This is a genomic window from Frankia sp. AgB1.9 (genome assembly GCF_016786355.1).
GTDB lineage: Bacteria > Actinomycetota > Actinomycetes > Frankiales > Frankiaceae > Pseudofrankia.
Genome location: NZ_JADWYX010000037.1, coordinates 1 through 16,074 on the forward strand (window position 1 = coordinate 1; position 16,074 = coordinate 16,074).

Annotated in this window: 17 protein-coding genes; 12 read left to right on the forward strand and 5 right to left on the reverse strand. The window is 71.3% G+C overall.

What is annotated here, in order from left to right; translation table 11 throughout:
- Nucleotides 1-956 precede the first annotated feature (956 nt).
- Nucleotides 957-1,202, reverse strand: coding sequence for a hypothetical protein (locus tag I6A60_RS16660; RefSeq protein WP_203013904.1), 246 nt, complete (start codon nucleotides 1,200-1,202; stop codon nucleotides 957-959).
- Nucleotides 1,203-1,261: 59 nt separating this feature from the next.
- Entirely contained in the window at nucleotides 1,262-1,834 is a 573-nt protein-coding gene (locus tag I6A60_RS16665) for a sigma-70 family RNA polymerase sigma factor (protein ID WP_203013907.1), read from the reverse strand.
- 230 nt (nucleotides 1,835-2,064) lie between these two features.
- On the opposite strand from I6A60_RS16665, the gene I6A60_RS16670 reads away from it, so the two are divergent.
- The 3 genes from I6A60_RS16670 (at nucleotide 2,065) to I6A60_RS16680 (ending at nucleotide 4,534) form a co-directional block, all read left to right on the forward strand.
- Nucleotides 2,065-2,886 (forward strand): zf-HC2 domain-containing protein, encoded by an 822-nt coding sequence (locus I6A60_RS16670; protein ID WP_203013910.1) that lies wholly within the window; start codon nucleotides 2,065-2,067, stop codon nucleotides 2,884-2,886.
- A 180-nt stretch (nucleotides 2,887-3,066) separates the two neighbouring features.
- Nucleotides 3,067-4,026, forward strand: a complete 960-nt coding sequence (locus I6A60_RS16675) for a DUF929 family protein (protein WP_203013914.1) — start codon at nucleotides 3,067-3,069, stop codon at nucleotides 4,024-4,026.
- Nucleotides 4,013-4,534, forward strand: coding sequence for a vitamin K epoxide reductase family protein (locus tag I6A60_RS16680; protein WP_203013917.1), 522 nt, complete (start codon nucleotides 4,013-4,015; stop codon nucleotides 4,532-4,534). The genes I6A60_RS16675 and I6A60_RS16680 overlap by 14 nt, the downstream gene beginning before the upstream one ends.
- 62 nt (nucleotides 4,535-4,596) lie before the next feature.
- Here I6A60_RS16680 and I6A60_RS16685 read toward each other — a convergent pair whose 3' ends face one another.
- Nucleotides 4,597-5,169: a copper chaperone PCu(A)C gene (locus I6A60_RS16685; protein WP_203013920.1), complete on the reverse strand. Its 573-nt coding sequence runs from the start codon at nucleotides 5,167-5,169 to the stop codon at nucleotides 4,597-4,599.
- A gap of 207 nt (nucleotides 5,170-5,376) precedes the next feature.
- On the opposite strand from I6A60_RS16685, the gene I6A60_RS16690 reads away from it, so the two are divergent.
- The 9 genes from I6A60_RS16690 (at nucleotide 5,377) to I6A60_RS16730 (ending at nucleotide 14,206) form a co-directional block, all read left to right on the forward strand.
- Nucleotides 5,377-6,030 (forward strand): SCO family protein, encoded by a 654-nt coding sequence (locus I6A60_RS16690; protein ID WP_307873718.1) that lies wholly within the window; start codon nucleotides 5,377-5,379, stop codon nucleotides 6,028-6,030.
- 183 nt (nucleotides 6,031-6,213) lie between these two features.
- Nucleotides 6,214-7,308 carry a Dyp-type peroxidase gene (locus tag I6A60_RS16695; protein WP_307873719.1) on the forward strand — a complete coding sequence of 365 codons (1,095 nt, stop codon included), beginning with the start codon at nucleotides 6,214-6,216 and terminating at the stop codon, nucleotides 7,306-7,308.
- A gap of 351 nt (nucleotides 7,309-7,659) precedes the next feature.
- Nucleotides 7,660-8,610 (forward strand): hypothetical protein, encoded by a 951-nt coding sequence (locus I6A60_RS16700; protein ID WP_203013926.1) that lies wholly within the window; start codon nucleotides 7,660-7,662, stop codon nucleotides 8,608-8,610.
- 271 nt (nucleotides 8,611-8,881) lie between these two features.
- Nucleotides 8,882-9,886: an AAA family ATPase gene (locus I6A60_RS16705; protein ID WP_203013928.1), complete on the forward strand. Its 1,005-nt coding sequence runs from the start codon at nucleotides 8,882-8,884 to the stop codon at nucleotides 9,884-9,886.
- Nucleotides 9,887-10,013: 127 nt separating this feature from the next.
- Complete coding sequence (locus I6A60_RS16710; protein WP_203013931.1) at nucleotides 10,014-10,406, forward strand: SCO5389 family protein; 393 nt, start codon at nucleotides 10,014-10,016, stop codon at nucleotides 10,404-10,406.
- A 125-nt stretch (nucleotides 10,407-10,531) separates the two neighbouring features.
- Nucleotides 10,532-11,491, forward strand: coding sequence for a metal ABC transporter solute-binding protein, Zn/Mn family (locus I6A60_RS16715; protein ID WP_203013935.1), 960 nt, complete (start codon nucleotides 10,532-10,534; stop codon nucleotides 11,489-11,491).
- A complete protein-coding gene (locus I6A60_RS16720) occupies nucleotides 11,488-12,435 on the forward strand; it encodes an ATP-binding cassette domain-containing protein (RefSeq protein WP_307873720.1) in 948 nt (315 codons plus the stop codon). The genes I6A60_RS16715 and I6A60_RS16720 overlap by 4 nt, the downstream gene beginning before the upstream one ends.
- On the forward strand, nucleotides 12,432-13,334 hold the full coding sequence (locus tag I6A60_RS16725) for a metal ABC transporter permease (protein ID WP_203013938.1): 903 nt from the start codon (nucleotides 12,432-12,434) through the stop codon (nucleotides 13,332-13,334). Before I6A60_RS16720 ends, I6A60_RS16725 begins: the two co-directional genes overlap by 4 nt.
- Nucleotides 13,335-13,339: 5 nt before the next feature.
- Nucleotides 13,340-14,206 carry a metal ABC transporter permease gene (locus I6A60_RS16730; RefSeq protein ID WP_307873721.1) on the forward strand — a complete coding sequence of 289 codons (867 nt, stop codon included), beginning with the start codon at nucleotides 13,340-13,342 and terminating at the stop codon, nucleotides 14,204-14,206.
- 228 nt (nucleotides 14,207-14,434) lie between these two features.
- Here the strand turns inward: I6A60_RS16730 and I6A60_RS16735 are convergent, their stop codons facing one another.
- Nucleotides 14,435-14,809, reverse strand: a complete 375-nt coding sequence (locus tag I6A60_RS16735) for a hypothetical protein (RefSeq protein WP_203013941.1) — start codon at nucleotides 14,807-14,809, stop codon at nucleotides 14,435-14,437.
- Nucleotides 14,810-15,131: 322 nt separating this feature from the next.
- Complete coding sequence (locus I6A60_RS16740) at nucleotides 15,132-15,905, reverse strand: hypothetical protein (protein ID WP_238435589.1); 774 nt, start codon at nucleotides 15,903-15,905, stop codon at nucleotides 15,132-15,134.
- Nucleotides 15,906-16,074: the final 169 nt, after the last annotated feature.

Genomic DNA, 16,074 nt, shown 5'->3' on the forward strand with positions numbered 1-16,074 from the left:
CGCAAATAGCCAGCCCACGGCAGTAGGCCCCCAGTAGCACCAACATCAACCGTTACACCGTTAACTTGACACTCCCGAGGATGAGCCCGCCGCAGATGAGGGTCGCCAAGGTGGCGAGCGTCGTACGGATGAGAGTGTCGGACCGCGTCTGCGGTTGGTCTCTGATCGACCCATGGGTGTCGACCCAAACCGTGAGAAGGCTTCCCGCCGGCTGTCCGGCGGGCGCGTGGACGAGGCCGATGTGTGCGCCGCCGTGCTCGTCAACCCATCGGGCTGGCACCGGGGGCGGCGGCGGATCGGCACCGCGCAAGGGGACTCTGTGGTCCGAGCGGGTGCCCGCGAGCAGGACCGAAGTCGTGGAGCGCACTCCCGCGTCGGCACGCTCGCGGCGCAGGCCTGCCTGGTAGGTCAGGGTGCCGACAGCGTAGGCAGCGCCCACCGTGAGCGACGCCCCCACCGCCAGCGCGACAAGACCGAGTATCACCGGGCGGGTGCAGCATCGGCGTAGCAGGACGACGCGCCGAAGCGCCGCCGAGTGGAGGTGAGGCCGCCGCGCGGGCATCAGGGGATCACTGGTCAGCCGCCGGACCGGATGGTCGTCGCAAGGCCTGACCGACGCGAGAATCCGGACAACCGGGGACGGTTCGTGTGTCTCTCATAGCTAAACGGCTCCAGGTCGCGGACGACACTTCGCCGACCCGTCTTCCCGGCACACCGCGCGGCATTGTCCCGCAGGCCCAGCATAGGGCCGCTACATCGAGCAGGCCAGTCCACGCTTGGATCGTCGATGCCACCGGGAGGCGATCACTCCCGTCATGCTGCCCTGCACATTTCGCGGCTGTGGTGACCGCGCCTGATACGGCCGCCTGTCGGCTTGCTTGGGGTGGCGGCGTTGCGCGCACCCGGGGGTCGCGGTGAGGTGCAGCCCGCGATTTCGGAGCGCCATCTCGGCTAGGTCAAAGGCTCGCGCGGCCGTCGCGGCGAACGTGCTCAGCGCGGCGGAGCTGACCGGCGAGCAGGTCGAAGGCGAGGAACGTGGCGAGGCTGACGCCGAAAGGCGGGAGCGCCCAGGCGACCGCGACGGCGACCGGCAGGCCGATGATCAGGACGGTTCTGGGGAGCTGGCGGACGGTGCCGCGGGCGGGTGGTGTCCCGAGCGGGCGGGTGTGCCCGGCGCGGGTAGGCCGGCGTTGCCACCACATGCGGGCCGACGCCGTGCACCGGTAGGGCTGGCTCCGTCAGACCCGCGCCGGGGCGGCGGTCAGATGCCGCTGGTGCCCTCGTCGCGTTCGGGGTGTGACCAGCTGAGCAAGTCGTCGCGGCCGCGGGCGACGCGGGAGCGGATGGTGCCGACGGGGCAGCCGCAGATCTCGGCGGCCTCGGCGTAGGACAGGCCGATCAGCTGGGTGAGCACGAGGGCCTCGCGGCGTTCGTCGTCGAGGGCGGTGAGCATCAGGTTCGTCTCGACGAGGTCCTCGAAGCCCGCTGTCGGCGGCGCCGCCGTCTGGGCGCGTTCGGCGGCGGTCTCCCAGTCGAGTTCGGTCGCGGTGCGGGGCCGGCGCATGCGGGCGCGGTGGTCGTCGATGGCGGTGCGGCGTGCGATCGCCAGCAGCCATGTGCGTGCCGAGGACTGTGCGGAGAAGGTCCGCAGGCTGCGCAGCACCCGCAGGTAGGTCTCCTGGGTCAGGTCGTCGGCGGCGGCGGGCCCTGCGAGGTAGGCGAGGAAACGCCACACGTCGCGTTGGGTGGCGCGCACGAACGACTCCAACGCCTGGCGGTCACCTCGCCCGGCGGCCAGAGCCCAGGCGGTGACCGTCTCCTCGTCCGTGGTCACGGGGCGGATCTCTTTTCGGTTCGGGGCACACCGGCTCGGCCGGGCCTCAGGACGCCGCAGCCCAAAGGCCACCGACAGCGGACAACGCTAGCCGAGCCGACCACCGCAAACGACTCAGGAGGCCCGCCGAAACCTACACGCGACGTCACCGTCCGGTCGCACTGAGAAAAGCTACGACGATAGGAGGTGGGCCGGGAACTCGGCTGCCCTCGACGACGACTGGTGAGGTAATGGACTGCAACCTGTGCCGCGAGGCGCTCTCCGCCAGGATCGACGGCGAGGTCGAACACGCCGACCCGGCGGCCGTCGAGGAGCACCTGCGCGGCTGTGCCTCCTGCCTGGCCTGGCAGGACCGCGCGGTCTCGTTGACCCGGTCGTTGCGCCTGGGACCCGCCGTGGCGACGCCCGACTTCACGACGGCCATCCTCGACGCCCACGCGCAGCTGCCCCAACCGGCGCTCGCCGCCCTGCGCCCGAGGCTGCGCCGTTCCCGGTCGCGCGAGCGGTCCGGGGCGCGCGGCCTGGACGCGGCGTCTGGGTCGAGCGCGCGCCTCGCGCTGCTGCTCGTCGGCTGGCTGCAGATCGGCTTGGGCCTGCTGCAGCTCCTCGACAACCACGGGTTCACCGGTCACCACGTCACGGCGCAGGGGACGAGTAGCGAGCATCTGTTCAACGAGTCCGTCGCCTGGACCGTCGGGGCGGGTGTCGCGATGTTCTGGGCCGCCGTCCAGCCCCGACGGGCCGCCGGCCTGCTGGTCGCGCTGGCGGGCGCGGTCCTGGTCCTCGGCGGCTTCTCGGCCTACGACCTGTTGGTCTCCTCGGTGCAGCCCGCCCGCGTCGCGACCCACGTCGTACTCCTCGCTGGCCTTGGGCTGGCGTACGCCGTCGACCGCGCCTACCAGGCCGGAACCCCCAGCCCCGGCCGCCCCTCGAGGCGCCACCCGAACCTCAAGCCACACACCATGCCTGCCGCGCGGCCGGAGGCGATCGGGCACCGAGGCCACGGCGGCGGCACACCGCTGCGACCGGCCGGACGCCGCCATGCTGCCTAGCCAGCCACGGCCCGGCCACCCGCCAACGCAACTCGTCTTGACCACACACAGCGATCCGCTCCGTGAAGCATCCGGACCCGGGCGCGCGCCCGGCAGGCCGAGGCCGACGGTCGGAGCCGGGTTCGGCGTGGGTAGCGACGGCCGTTTCGCCCGACTCGCCAGGACCCCAGGAGGCTGACGTTGGCATCGAGATCGCCGGGAACCAGCAGAGGCGAGCAGGCCCGCGGCCCGAGGGCGGTGAGCGTCCCCGAACGGCGGCAGGCCCGGGTAGCCGCGATGCGGGCTGAACAGGCTCGCCGGGAGCGCCAGCGCCGCGCGCTGTGGGTTAGCGTCACCGCCGTCGCGGTGGTCGTCGTCGTGGTCGGCGTGCTTGTCGGGGTCAAGGTCTCGGGCGGCGGGAAGTCGACGACGGCGGCCCCGAGCGGCCCGGCGTCCGCGGCCGTTGTCCACGCTGTCACCGGTGTTCCCGCGGCGACGCTCACGACTGTCGGGGCCGGCAAGGTGCAGACCCTGCCCAAGCCGATCAGCGCGCCGGCGCTGACCGCGGACGGCAAGCCGCGGGTCCTCTACATCGGTGCCGAGTACTGCCCGTACTGCGCGGCTGAGCGGTGGCCGATGGTGGTGGCGCTGTCGCGGTTCGGGACCTGGGCGCACCTGGGCGCGACCAGCTCCTCGTCCTCCGACGTCTACCCGAGTACGGCGACGCTTTCCTTCCACGGCGCGACCTATACCTCGGATCTGCTGTCGTTCGCCGGCATCGAGCAGACGACCAACGTGCGGTCCGGGAGCGGCTACACCCCGCTGGACACCGTGTCCGCCGCAGATCAGCAGTTGCTGGCCACTTACGACGTCCCTCCCTACGTCGGCTCCGACAGTGCCGGCGCGATCCCGTTCGTCGACATCGGCGGCCGGTATGTCATCAGCGGGGCCAGCTACAGCCCTCAGCTGCTCGCCGGCAAGACCCACGGACAGATCGCCGCCGCCCTCACCGACCCGGCCAGCCCCGTCGCGCAGGCCATCGACGGCACCGCGAACGCCATCACCGCCACCCTGTGCGACCTCACCAGCCAGAAACCAGCCGCCGTCTGCGCCAGCCCGGCGATCTCCACGCTGCGGGGCACGATCCATGCTGACCGGTGACCGCCAGGACGACCAGGCCGTCGAGGACGCCTGGCTCGACACCGACCTGCCCGATCCGACCGGCGCGCCCAGCTGGGTGCCGCTGGCCGGCCTGGCGATCGTCGCCGCCGGGTTGGCGGTGTCGATCTATCTGACCGTCGCCCACTACGACAGCTCCTCGATCCTCGCCTGCCCCGGCACCCACCTGATCGACTGCCAGCGGGTCACGACCAGCCCCGAGTCCCGCATCCTCGGGATCCCGGTCGCAATCCTGGGCTTGGTGTTCTTCGCCTTCATGGCCGCCGCGATGCTGCCCGCCGCCTGGCGGACCGGCCACCTGGTCGTCCGATACGGCCGGGTGCTGTTCGCGCTCACCGGTGTCGGCATGGTCTTTTATCTGGTCTACACGGAGCTGCTCACCCTCGACGCCCTGTGCCTGTGGTGCACCGCCGTCCACGTCCTCACGGTCGCACTGTTCGTCGTCACCCTCGCCGGCACCGTCCTGACCACACCAAACAACCGGCCCTGACCAGCCGGGCCGCCAGACCGACGCCGGGGACCTGGCCCCCTCCCAGCCCCCGGCCCACGGACCTACGCCGGTCCGGTGAGGCCGACGACCGGCACGACCAGGGAGACGGAGCCCGCGTGCGTGAACGTGAGGGTAAGGACCAGGGTCTGCCCCTGGGCCAGCCTGCGAACCGGATTCATGATCATCAAATGTTCGTGACCCGGGGTGAGCCGGACGGTCTGATGCGCCGGGATGGTGAGGTCGCTCATCGCGGTCATCGTGCCGACCCCGCCGTCCTCGACGGTGTCGTGCAGCATCGCCTGCGCGGCACCGGTCGCCTGGACCGCGACCAGCTCGTCGGCGGCGTCGCCCTTGTTGGTGACCGCGAAGTAGGCGGCGGCCTCGTCCTGCGAGGTCTGCTGCGGGATGTACGCCCCACTGATGTGCAGGCTGCCGATGTCGGCGCTCCCCGTCCCGCTGCCTGCACGCGACCCGGATCCGGTCACGCTCGGCGAAGAGTTCCTGGCCTCCGAGGAACCGCAGGTGGTCACCCCGAAAATCAGCGCGCCGATTGCCAGCCATCCGGCGGCGGCGAACGACGCCAGCCGCCGGACGCCTCGACGTCTGCCGTCGTTGGGGCGTGCCCTACGAGCCATGCTCTCCCGCCTGGTGCCGTGTCGAGAGTCGACGGGGCGACGCGACTCGGCCGATGGACGGCCCGCGACTACCTGCCACTCGCGATATTCTACAGTTCGTAGAAGATCCGGACAACGATCTGCGACACCCTTCTTCTACAGCCCGTCGAACTTCTACACTGTGTCCCCGTGAAGGGTTTCTCGCGGACACGTCCAGGGGTTGTCGCGGTGAGACGACCGACTGTGGCGCTGCTTGTGCTCGCGGTCGTCGGCGTAGTCCTCGCGGGCTGCGGTTCGGGGACCTCCAGCTCCGCCTCGGGTTCTGGGTGGGTGGTCGACAGCCCGTCGAACAGCAGCGGGCTGCGTGGCACCGAGCTCGGCGCGCCGGTCGCCAAGCCGGACCTCGTCCTGACGGACACGACGGGCAAGCCCTATGACCTGAAGGCAGCGACCGCTGGGCGGCTGACGTTGCTGTACTTCGGCTACACCCACTGCCCGGACGTCTGCCCGACCACCATGGCCGACCTCGGTGTCGCGCTGCACCAGCTGCCCGCCGCCGTTCAGCAGCGCACGGCGGTCGTGTTCGTCACCTCCGACCCGGCGCGCGACACCCCCGCCGTCCTGAAGACGTGGCTGGCGAACTTCGACACCACGTTCGTCGGCCTCACCGGCGACCTGAAGACCATCGACACCGCCGCGAACGCGGTCGGGGTTCCCCTCGAACCGCCCGTCCGCCAGTCCGACGGCACCTACACCGTCCAGCACGGCGCCCAGGTTCTCGCGTTCGAGCCCGACGGGAAAGCGCGGATGGTCTACCTCGCCGGCACCCCGGTCGCCGACTACGTCCACGACCTCCCACTGCTCGCCAGCGGCCAGCAGTGAGCACCGAACCGACACCGGCCGACACCGGCCGACACCGGCCGCTCCGCGCGGCCATCACGGCGCGCACTCGTCGCCGGCGGCCTGACGGGCCTGGGCGGCGCGGGCATCGCGCTGGCCACCGACCGCCTCACCGCCAGCGGACCGACCCCGGCCGAGCAGGCCCGCGCCGCCGCGCAGGCCCCGGTGACCGGCGACGGGACCCACCAGCCAGGGATCGTCGAACGCCCACCCGCCCAGCTGGTGTTCACCGCCTACGACCTCACCGCGACCGACCCCGCCACCGCCCGCGCCGCCCTCACCTCGGTGCTGCGGACCTGGACCCCTGCCGCGCGGACTCTCATGGCCGGCGGCCGGCTGCCCGGCAACGAACACGACGCCGACGGACTTGGACCCGCCGGCCTGACCGTGACGATCGGACTCGGCGCCACCGTGCTAGGCCGCGCCGGCCTCGACAACCAGCTACCCGGACAGCTCGCGCCCCTGCCGGCGTTCTCCACCGACGCGCTCGACCCGGCCCGCGGCGGCGGTGACCTCGCCGTCGCGGTCTGCGCCGAAGACCCCATGGTCGCGTTCTCCGCCGCCCGCCAGCTCCAGCGCCTCGCCTCCCCGCACGCACGGGCGCGCTGGTCGCAGCGCGGCTTCCTGCGCACCGCCGCCGCGGCCACCGACCCGAACGCCACACCCCGCAACCTCATGGGCCAGCTCGACGGCACCAACAACCCCACGCCCGGCACCGCGACCTTCGACACCGCCGTCTGGGCCGGCGCCGACGGACCGGCCTGGATGGCAGGCGGCACCTACCTGGTCACCCGGCGCATCCGGATGCTCCTCGACGGCTGGGACCGGCTGTCCGAAGCCGGCCAGGAACACGTCATCGGCCGCCGCAAGACCGACGGCGCACCCCTGTCCGCCGACCCGGACACCGCCACCGAGACCACGCCCCCCGACCTGGCAGTCACGACGGCGGACGGCGCGCTGGTGATCCCCGCGAACGCCCACATCCGCCTCGCGAACCCCGCCTTCCACGGCGGCGTCCGGATGTTCCGCCGCGGCTACTCCTACGACGACGGCCTCGACGCCACCGCCACCCCCGACGCTGGCCTGTTCTTCCAGGCCTACCAGGCAGACCCCCGCACCGCGTTCGTCCCGGTCCAACGCACCCTCGCCAGCTCCGACGCCCTGACCGCCTTCATCCAACACACCGCCAGCGCCCTGTTCGCCATCCCACCCGCCCCACGGGGCGGCGGCTACCTCGCCCAACCACTGCTCGAAACCTGACGGGCCGCGCGGGTGGCGGGAGCAGATGGCCAGAGCCCGGAGGCCCAGGGCTGCTGGATTGACGAGGTCCCGATGACGGCCGCAGGTGGCGTTGGGCCGTTCGATGCACATGGACGGCCCCGGGCCGCGGCTTCCTCCGCTCCAGCGAGACCATCCCGCCCAACGGGATTCCGACCGGACAGGACGACCAGCGTGACGACGGCCGTCCCGAAGCTGTCTGGAAGCGCGCGTCGGATCGGGCGCGTGTCCGATACGTTCCCGTCCGTGCACGCGAGGGGTATTGTTCCTCGCCGTGAGAATGTTGATCTCTTTGTGCGTCGTGGCTGGCGCCCAGGTGGCGGTGGTGGCGGAATGACGCAGGCGCTGGGCATCCATGCCCATCCGGATCGCAAGCTGGGCCGGCGGCCGAATGACGCGGCGAAGCCGCGTCTGCTGTTCGCCGAGTTCGTGGCGGCGGCGCCGGCGCACCCGGTCGCGGACCCCGCGCCGGACCTGTCGTGGCCGATGGATGGTAACGACCAGTTCGGTGACTGTGTGGTTGCCGGTAGCGATCATGCGCTCCAGGCGATCTACACGACGCTCGCCGGGAGCTACACGAACTGGACGTCCGATCAGATCGTCGCTTTCTACCGGACGCAGAACCCGGACTTCGACCCGGAGACCGGGTCTGGGGACGGCGGGATGGTGATCCAGGATTTCCTGTCCTACCTGGTGAAGCAGGGTGTGATTCTCGGGTTCGCGGCGATCGACCCGCACAACGAGGACGAGGTCAAGGCGGCGGTCTATCTCGGGTTGGCCATCGTCACCGGGGAGGATCTGGACGTCGCGCAGCAGACCCAGACCATCTGGGATCATGTGGCTGGCTCGGCCGAGTGGGGTGGGCACTGCACGGTCTGGGTGGGCTATCCGGGCAGCCCGGACTATGACACGTGCGTTTCCTGGGGCCAGGAGGTGCAGATGACCCAGCGGTTCGTGACGAGTCAGGTGTCCGAGGCGTGGTTCATCGTGACCCAGGCTCATGTGGACCATCCGGCGTTCCGCGCCGGGTTTGATCTCGCGTCGTTCGCCGCGGCGTACACCGCGATGACCGGCCGTCCGTTCCCCGTCGACGTTCCGCCGGGGCCGACCCCGACGCCTCCCACGCCGACGCCACCCACGCCGGTTCCGCCGACGCCGCCGGCCGACGCGGACGCGGAGTTGTGGCAGTCGGTGCGTTCCTGGGCGAACGGTCGGCATGTGGGCTCGGCGAAGAAGGCCGCGAGCGCCCTGACGGCCTGGGCGCACGCGAAGGGCTATTCGTAAGGTGCGCACCGGGTAACCGGCGGCGAGTCCGCCGGTTCCCCGGTGCGGTGGACGCGACCCACTTCGTCTACCGCGGAGCCGGCCCGAGCCGGCGGCCGGCGTTCGCGCCGACGCCGCGCGGCCTGCTCGTGCGTTGCCCAGGCGTGGGCGGGACCTCGTGCCGCGATCAGGTTGGCGAGGGCCGGCGTGTCACCTCTAATGGAAATGGTTTCCGTTACGATCTCGGTTAGCGTGAGTTCGGCAACGTCGCCATGACCTCGGAGCGTCCCTCGTGAAGATCGCTTTTGTCGGTAAGGGTGGTAGCGGGAAGACCACGCTGTCCGCGCTGCTGTGTCGTCACCTCGCCGCTGCCGGCCGTCCGGTGCTGGCCGTCGACGCGGATATCAACCAGCATCTCGGCGCCGCGCTTGGCCTGCCCGACGGTGTGCTCCCGGTGCCGGTGGGCGAGCATCTCGGGGAGATCAAGGACTACCTGCGCGGCGACAACCCGCGGATCCCGTCGGCGGAGCTGATGGTCAAGACCACGCCTCCAGGTGCGGGGTCGCGGCTGCTCACGCTGGCCGAGGACAATCCGGTCTGGTCGGGCTTCGCCCTGGATGCCGGGGGTGTGCGGCTGCTGGCGACGGGCGCGTTCACCGAGGCCGACCTTGGGGTGGCCTGTTTCCATGCCAAGACCGGCGCGGTGGAACTGCTCCTGAACCACCTGGTCGACGGTGCCGGCGAGTATGTGGTCGTCGACATGACGGCGGGCGCGGACGCGTTCGCGTCCGGGTTGTTCACCCGGTTCGATCACACCTTCCTGGTCTGTGAGCCGTCCCGGCAGGGTGTGTCGGTCTACCGGCAGTACCGGGACTACGCGGCCGATTTCGCCGTGCGGCTCTCGGTCCTCGGGAACAAGGTCACGGACTCGGGCGACGTCGCCTACCTGCGCTCCGAGGTCGGTGACGCCCTGTTGGCCTGGTTCACGCAGTCGGCGCCGGTGCGGGCGATGGAGCAGGGCCGAGGGTTCGACCTCGACGACCTTGAGCCGGCGAACCGGTCCGCGCTCGGCGCGGTGCAGGCGGCTGTCGATGCCACCGTCCAGGACCGGGACCGTTTCGTCGCCCAGATGCACGCGATCCACCTGCGTAACGCCCACGCCTGGGCCAACGACGCGACCGGCATCGACCTGGCCGCCCAGATCGACCCCGACTTCCGCCATCCCACCGAGCCGGCCAAGACGGCGATCCCCTCAGCGACGGCTGCCTCCCGGCCGCTGCCCGCCCTGACAGCCTGACGCCCTTCCCGCGCTCCGGGACCGGCGGGACATTGGCGGTCCCACCGGTCCTTCGCCCGGCCCGGCGCCAGCCCTGACCCTGCGCGCCCGCGAGACGACGATCCGTTCACACATCTGGAGGAATGCCATGTCGCTCGATGTCCCCACCGCCCTGTTGGAGAAGGCCGAAGCCGGTGTCGTACCCGACGCCGAGTTCGTCGACTGCGTCCGCCAGTCCCTGCCGTATGCCTGGGGTGTCGTCAGCCAGGTCGCCGCGGACCTTGCCGCAGGTGGCGGCGAGTTCGCTGACCACGCGGTGCCGCCGCCGAGTGAGGCCGAGCGCGGGCAGTTGCTGCGGGCGCTGGCCAGTGACGCGATCCGCGGCGGTCTGGAGCAGCACTTCGGGGTGAAGCTCGCGTTCCAGAACTGCCACCGCGTCGCCGCGTTCCACCCCGCCGCCGTCGGCGGCGACCGGTATCAGGCGTTCACCTCAGCCCGCGGACAGCTGCTCATCCAGTCCCCGACGCTGCGCGACTGCTGACCAACCGGGCCGTGGGCGTCACACACCCGCCGCCCACGGCCCGGTTCATCCTCACGGCTATTGAACATGAAAACCGTTTTCGTTAGGTTCAGGCAGGCTCATCCCGCTCACACCGGAGGTCTGCTGTGTCCTCGGTCCTTCCCTCGGGCGCCGCCCCTGGCCGTCTCGCTCGCCGGGTCGTCGGCGCCGCCGCGCTGGTCGCGCTCGTGCTCGCCGGCTGCTCCACCTCGTCCGGCGACAAGGGCTCGGGCGCGTCGGCCGCACCTGGTGTGATCAATGTGGTGGCCGCGGAGAACTTCTGGGGCAGCCTCGCCGCCCAGCTCGGCGGCTCCCATGTGAAGGTCACCAGCATCATCGACAACCCGGACGCCGACCCGCACGACTACGAGCCCACCGCCGCCGACGGCCGCGCGATCGCCGCCGCCCGGCTCGCGATCATCAACGGGGTCGGCTACGACGCCTGGGCCACCAAGCTCGCCGACGCGAACCCCTCGGCGTCGCGCACCACGCTGACGGTCGGCGACCTGGTCGGCGCGAAGGACGGCGACAACCCGCACCGCTGGTACAACCCCGACAACGTCCGGACCGTCATCGACGCGATCACCGCCGCCTACAAGAAGACCGACCCCGCCGACGCGGCGTTCTTCGACACCCAGCGCACCACCGTGCTGACCACCAACCTCAAGACCTACTTCGACACCATCACCGCGATCAAGACCACCTACGCCGGCACCCCGGTCGACGCCTCAGAGTCGATCTTCGCGATGGTGTCCCCCGCGCTCGGCCTGAACCTGCTCACCCCACCAGCGTTCCTGACCGCGATCAGCGAGGGCACCGACCCGACCCCGGCGGACAAGGCCACCATCGACACCCAGATCGCCGGCAAGCAGATCAAGGTCTACGTCTACAACAGCCAGAACGCCACCCCCGACGTCCAGGAACAAGTCGACGCCGCCAAAGCCCAGGGCATCCCGGTCACCACGATCACCGAGACCCTGACCCCGGCCGGCGCCTCCTTCCAGGACTGGCAGGTCGCCCAACTCCAGGCCCTCCAGAAGGCCCTGGCCGCCGGGACCGGTAAGTGACGCAGCTGCGCGACGGGGACGCGGCGGTACGCAACGCACCGCCGCCTCCCCGGCACGACCCGGCGACCGGACCACGTCAGGACGCCGCGCCGGCGCCGGCCCGCTCGGCGGACCGCCATCCGCCGGTGGAGATCCGCGGGGCGGCGGTCGCCCTGGGCGGGCGAACCGTCTGGTCCGGCGTCGACGCCACGGTTCCAGCAGGCGCGTTCGTCGCGGTCCTCGGCCCCAACGGCGCTGGGAAGTCCACCCTGCTCAAGGCGACCCTCGGCCTGCTACCACTGACGGCCGGCAGCATCCACGTCCTCGGCCGCCCACCGCGACAGGTCAGCGACCGGGTCGGCTACCTGCCACAGCGGCGCAGCTTCGACCCGTCGACCCGCATCCGCGGGACCGACGTGGTCCGCCTCGGCGTCGACGGCGACCGGTGGGGCATCCCCCTACCCGGCCGCCGCTCCCGCGTCGCGGCGGCGCGGGTGCGCGAGCTCGTCGGCCTCGTCGGCGCCACCAGCTACGCCCACCGGCCGATCGGGACGCTGTCCGGCGGAGAGCAGCAACGCCTGCTCATCGCCCAGGCGCTGGCCGCCGGACCGGAGCTGCTCCTGCTCGACGAGCCGCTCGACAGCCTCGACCTGCCCAACCAGGCCGCCGTCGCCGCGCTCGTCTCCCGGATCGCCCGCCAGACCGGCATCGCGGTGATGATCGTCGCCCATGACGTCAACCCGCTGCTGCCCTACCTCGACCAGGTCATCTACCTCGGCCACCAAGCCGCCGCCACCGGCACTCCCACCCAGGTGATCACGTCTGAGACGCTGTCCGCCCTTTACGGCGCGCCGGTCGAGGTCCTGACGGCCTCGGACGGCCGCCTCGTCGTCGTCGGCCAACCCGAACCGCCGGCCCGCCACACCAACCGCCACCCCGACCGCCGAGACGGCAACCCGGCATGACCGGAACCTTCCACTGGGACCTGGTCGCCGACCTGCGCGACATGTGGTCAGCGGCGTTCATGGTCAACGCGTTCCGCGCCGGGCTCATCGTCGCCGTCCTGGCCGCCACCACCGGCTGGTTCATGGTGCTACGCCGCCAGACCTTCGCCGGGCACACCCTCGCCGTCGCCGGCTTCCCCGGCGCGGCCGGCGCGGTCTGGCTCGGCGCCGGCCTGACCTACGGCTACTACACCTTCTGCCTCGCCGCCGCGCTCGCCATCGCCGCCCTGCCACGGCGCGGCGACGGCGGCTACGCGGAACAGTCCGCCGCCATCGCCACCGTGCAGGCCTTCGCCCTCGCCGCCGGCATGCTGTTCGTCTCCCTCTACAAAGGCTTCCTCGGCGGCACCAACGCCCTGCTGTTCGGCAGCGTCCTGGGCATCACCACCAACCAGGTCACCACCCTCACCCTCGTCGCCGCCGTCGTCCTGGCCGTCCTCGCGCTCCTGGGCCGGCCGCTGCTGTTCGCCTCCGTCGACCCCGAGGTCGCCGCCGCGCACGGCGTGCCCACCCGGACGCTGGACACCGCGTTCCTCCTCCTACTCGGCCTCACCGTCGCCGAGGTCAGCCAGATCACCGGCAGCCTGCTCGTCTTCGCACTCCTCGTCCTCCCCGCCGCCACCGCGAGACAGTTCACCGCCAGACCCGTCGCCGGCCTCGCACTGTCTGTCGCCCTCGCGGCCGTCACCGTGTTCGCCGCGCTGTTCGTCGCCTACTACTCGCCCTACCCGGTCGGGTTCTGGCTGACCACCCTCGCCTTCGGCCTCTACGTCACCGCATCCGCCACAACGGCCGCCCGGACCCGGCTCGGGCAGCGCACCGCCAGGCCGGCATCCGCCATCACGCCCGCTGGAGCCTGACCCTCGTGTTCGCCCACCCGTTCATGCAGCACGCGTTCCTCGCCGGGACCGCCGTCGCGCTCGCCGCCGGCCTCGTCGGCTACTTCCTCGTCCTACGCGCCCAGGTCTTCACCGCCGACGCCCTGTCCCACGTCGCCTTCACCGGCGCCCTGGCCGCACTCGCCGCCGGACTCGACGCCCGCCTCGGCCTGTTCACGATCACCGTCCTGGCCGCACTCGGCATGGGCACCCTCGGCCACCGCGCCCGACCCGACGACGTCGTCATCGGCGGCGTCTTCGCCTGGGTCCTCGGCCTCGGCGTGTTCTTCCTCGCCCTCTACACCACCAACCGCAGCGGCACCGGCAACGGAACCGCCAGCGTCACCATCCTGTTCGGCTCCATCCTCGGCCTCACCACCCACCGCGCCACCCTCACCACCGCCATCGCCGCGGCCATCTGCGCCGCGACCCTCACCATCGCCCGCCCCCTACTGTTCGCCAGCCTCGACGAAGACGTCGCCACCGCCCGCGGCCTCCCCGTCCGCCTCCTCGGCTACAGCTTCCTCACCCTCGTCGGCCTCACCACCGCCGAATCCACCCAAGTCGTCGGCGCACTCCTCATCCTCGGCCTCCTCGCCGCCCCAGCCGGCACCGCCAACAGACTCACCACCCACCCACTCACCGGCCTCGGACTGTCCGCCCTCATCGCCGTCGCCAGCGTCTGGACCGGCCTCACCATCAGCTACTACCTACCGAAACTCCCACCCAGCTTCGCCATCCTCACCACCGCCACCCTCACCTACCTGGCAGCGATCACAGCCACCCGATCCCGCTCCAACCACCGCACCACGACGGCGGCCCCCATCGCGCCAACACCAACACTCAACGCCTGATACGCCGTCGCGCCGATCACGCTCGACGGACGCGGGGCGGCATGCCGCGCGACCTGCCGCGCATCGACACCACCGACCTCGGCCGGCCTCGCCATAATGAGAGCGCGGCGCCGGCCTGTAGTCTTGCCCACCGGTCCGGGCAGGGCACGGAAGGCGTCGAGCAGGACGGTCCCGCCGGGGCTGCCCCCAGCCGGCGTCGGCGGGGTTTCTGGCCCATGGCTTGATCTGCTAGTACCCGGCGCCAGCTATGGTGCTTCCCTCTGGCGCATCATCGGCGAAAACACCGTAGGGCGCGCCGCCAGCGGTGTGACCGGCGACGAAGAACGCGCGGCCGTCGAGCGTTATCCATGGGTCGCCATGGAGCCACTCGTGGTCGCGAATTTCGGCTCGGCGACCCGGGATGGCCGCCGGACGCTGCGCCCACCGGCGCGCGGAGTCCGGGAGTTCGACGCCAAGCCAGGTCAGGTCGTCATACGCGGTATACAGGTCAACCGCGTACCGCCTCGCGTAGCCGCCAATGGTGACCTTGACACCCGTGCGGACCCATTCGCGCGCCGAATCACGACGTTGCCCTTGGCGCATGCGCTGCCGGCGCGACTGCATGACGTCAATGCTAACGATGACCTGGTCCGGCGCGACGCCCGTGTCGTCGCCGGCTGCCTGAACGAGCGCCGGCTGGCCGAGGTGCGCGCCTTCGGATGGGCCGACCGCACGAGGAGCCTGGCGCGTCTGGTCGAAGAGTGTCGGCCCGCGGGATGCTGCGCGCGCCGACAGCCCAGGCCGAGTACCCCGCGCTACCGCCACGCGAGCACACGGCCCACCGAGCTCCGCCAGGCGGGCAAGTTCCGCCAGAACCACAGAAAGCCCCCAGCCTCCCTCCCCGATCCGACCCGCACCGACCCCACGCCGGCCGCCGACGACACCATCACGCCGTTGACGGCCGAACCTGCGTGGCTGGCCGGGGTGCTTGGCTGTCGAGGGTGCCGTGGGTGTCGGAGCGGAGATGGGTGACGAGCTTCCGGGCCTTGCGGGAGCCGACGTGGAGGCGTTTGCCGAGGGTTTCCGCGGAGATGGGGCGATGGTGTTGCTGCCAGTGCAGGACGTCTTCAGCGCGGGCTCGGTGGAAGAGGTCCTGTTCCTGCGCCCCCTCACCGGTCTGACTCCGTGACGGCCCCGATAGATCCGCATCACCCTCGTTGAGCGTGCCGTTGACAGTCGACGCGGCGACGGCGCCTTCCAGCACGATCTTTTCCTGGGCGACCCTGGGCACGGCCCGTTTGTCGCCGTCGGTCTCCGACGTTGCGGTGGGATCGGGCGTGACGGTGGCTGGTCGGGTTGGCCGAGGCTCGGCCATTACTCCGGGGAGTCCAGGCCCGACCTCGCCCCAGCCGATCAGCAGGAGCGGGCCGACGGCATCGAACGCGGCCTTCCCCGGATTCCCAGCAAGCGCAGGTTCGGCCACGTTGAGCGCCAGGGTAACCAGGCTCGCGAACAGCAGCAGCCGCCGCGCGGCGCGAACCTCCCGAACCGGAGCGCCCCGCACAGCCAACTCACGAATGGCCACAAGCAGCCCCAGCACGGACAGATCAACCGCCGGCGCCACAAGCGGCGCCACGTAGCCCGGCACTCCGAGCCGCAGCGCCAGCAGCCACACGTTGCCCAAGCCAAACAAAAACGTCAGACCGACTACCATCGACATGATCACAGTTACGATGTGAAACGCAGGACCACGCCCCTCAACACGCGCCGGCGCGGTCACCGCGCACGACCCGGCAGCTCGAAGCCGGCCTCCAGGACCAGTGTCCCGACGGAAAGTGCCTGGTCAGCGCTGCACCCTTCTGCGGAGTGCCCCGCCGAGGGCTCACCGC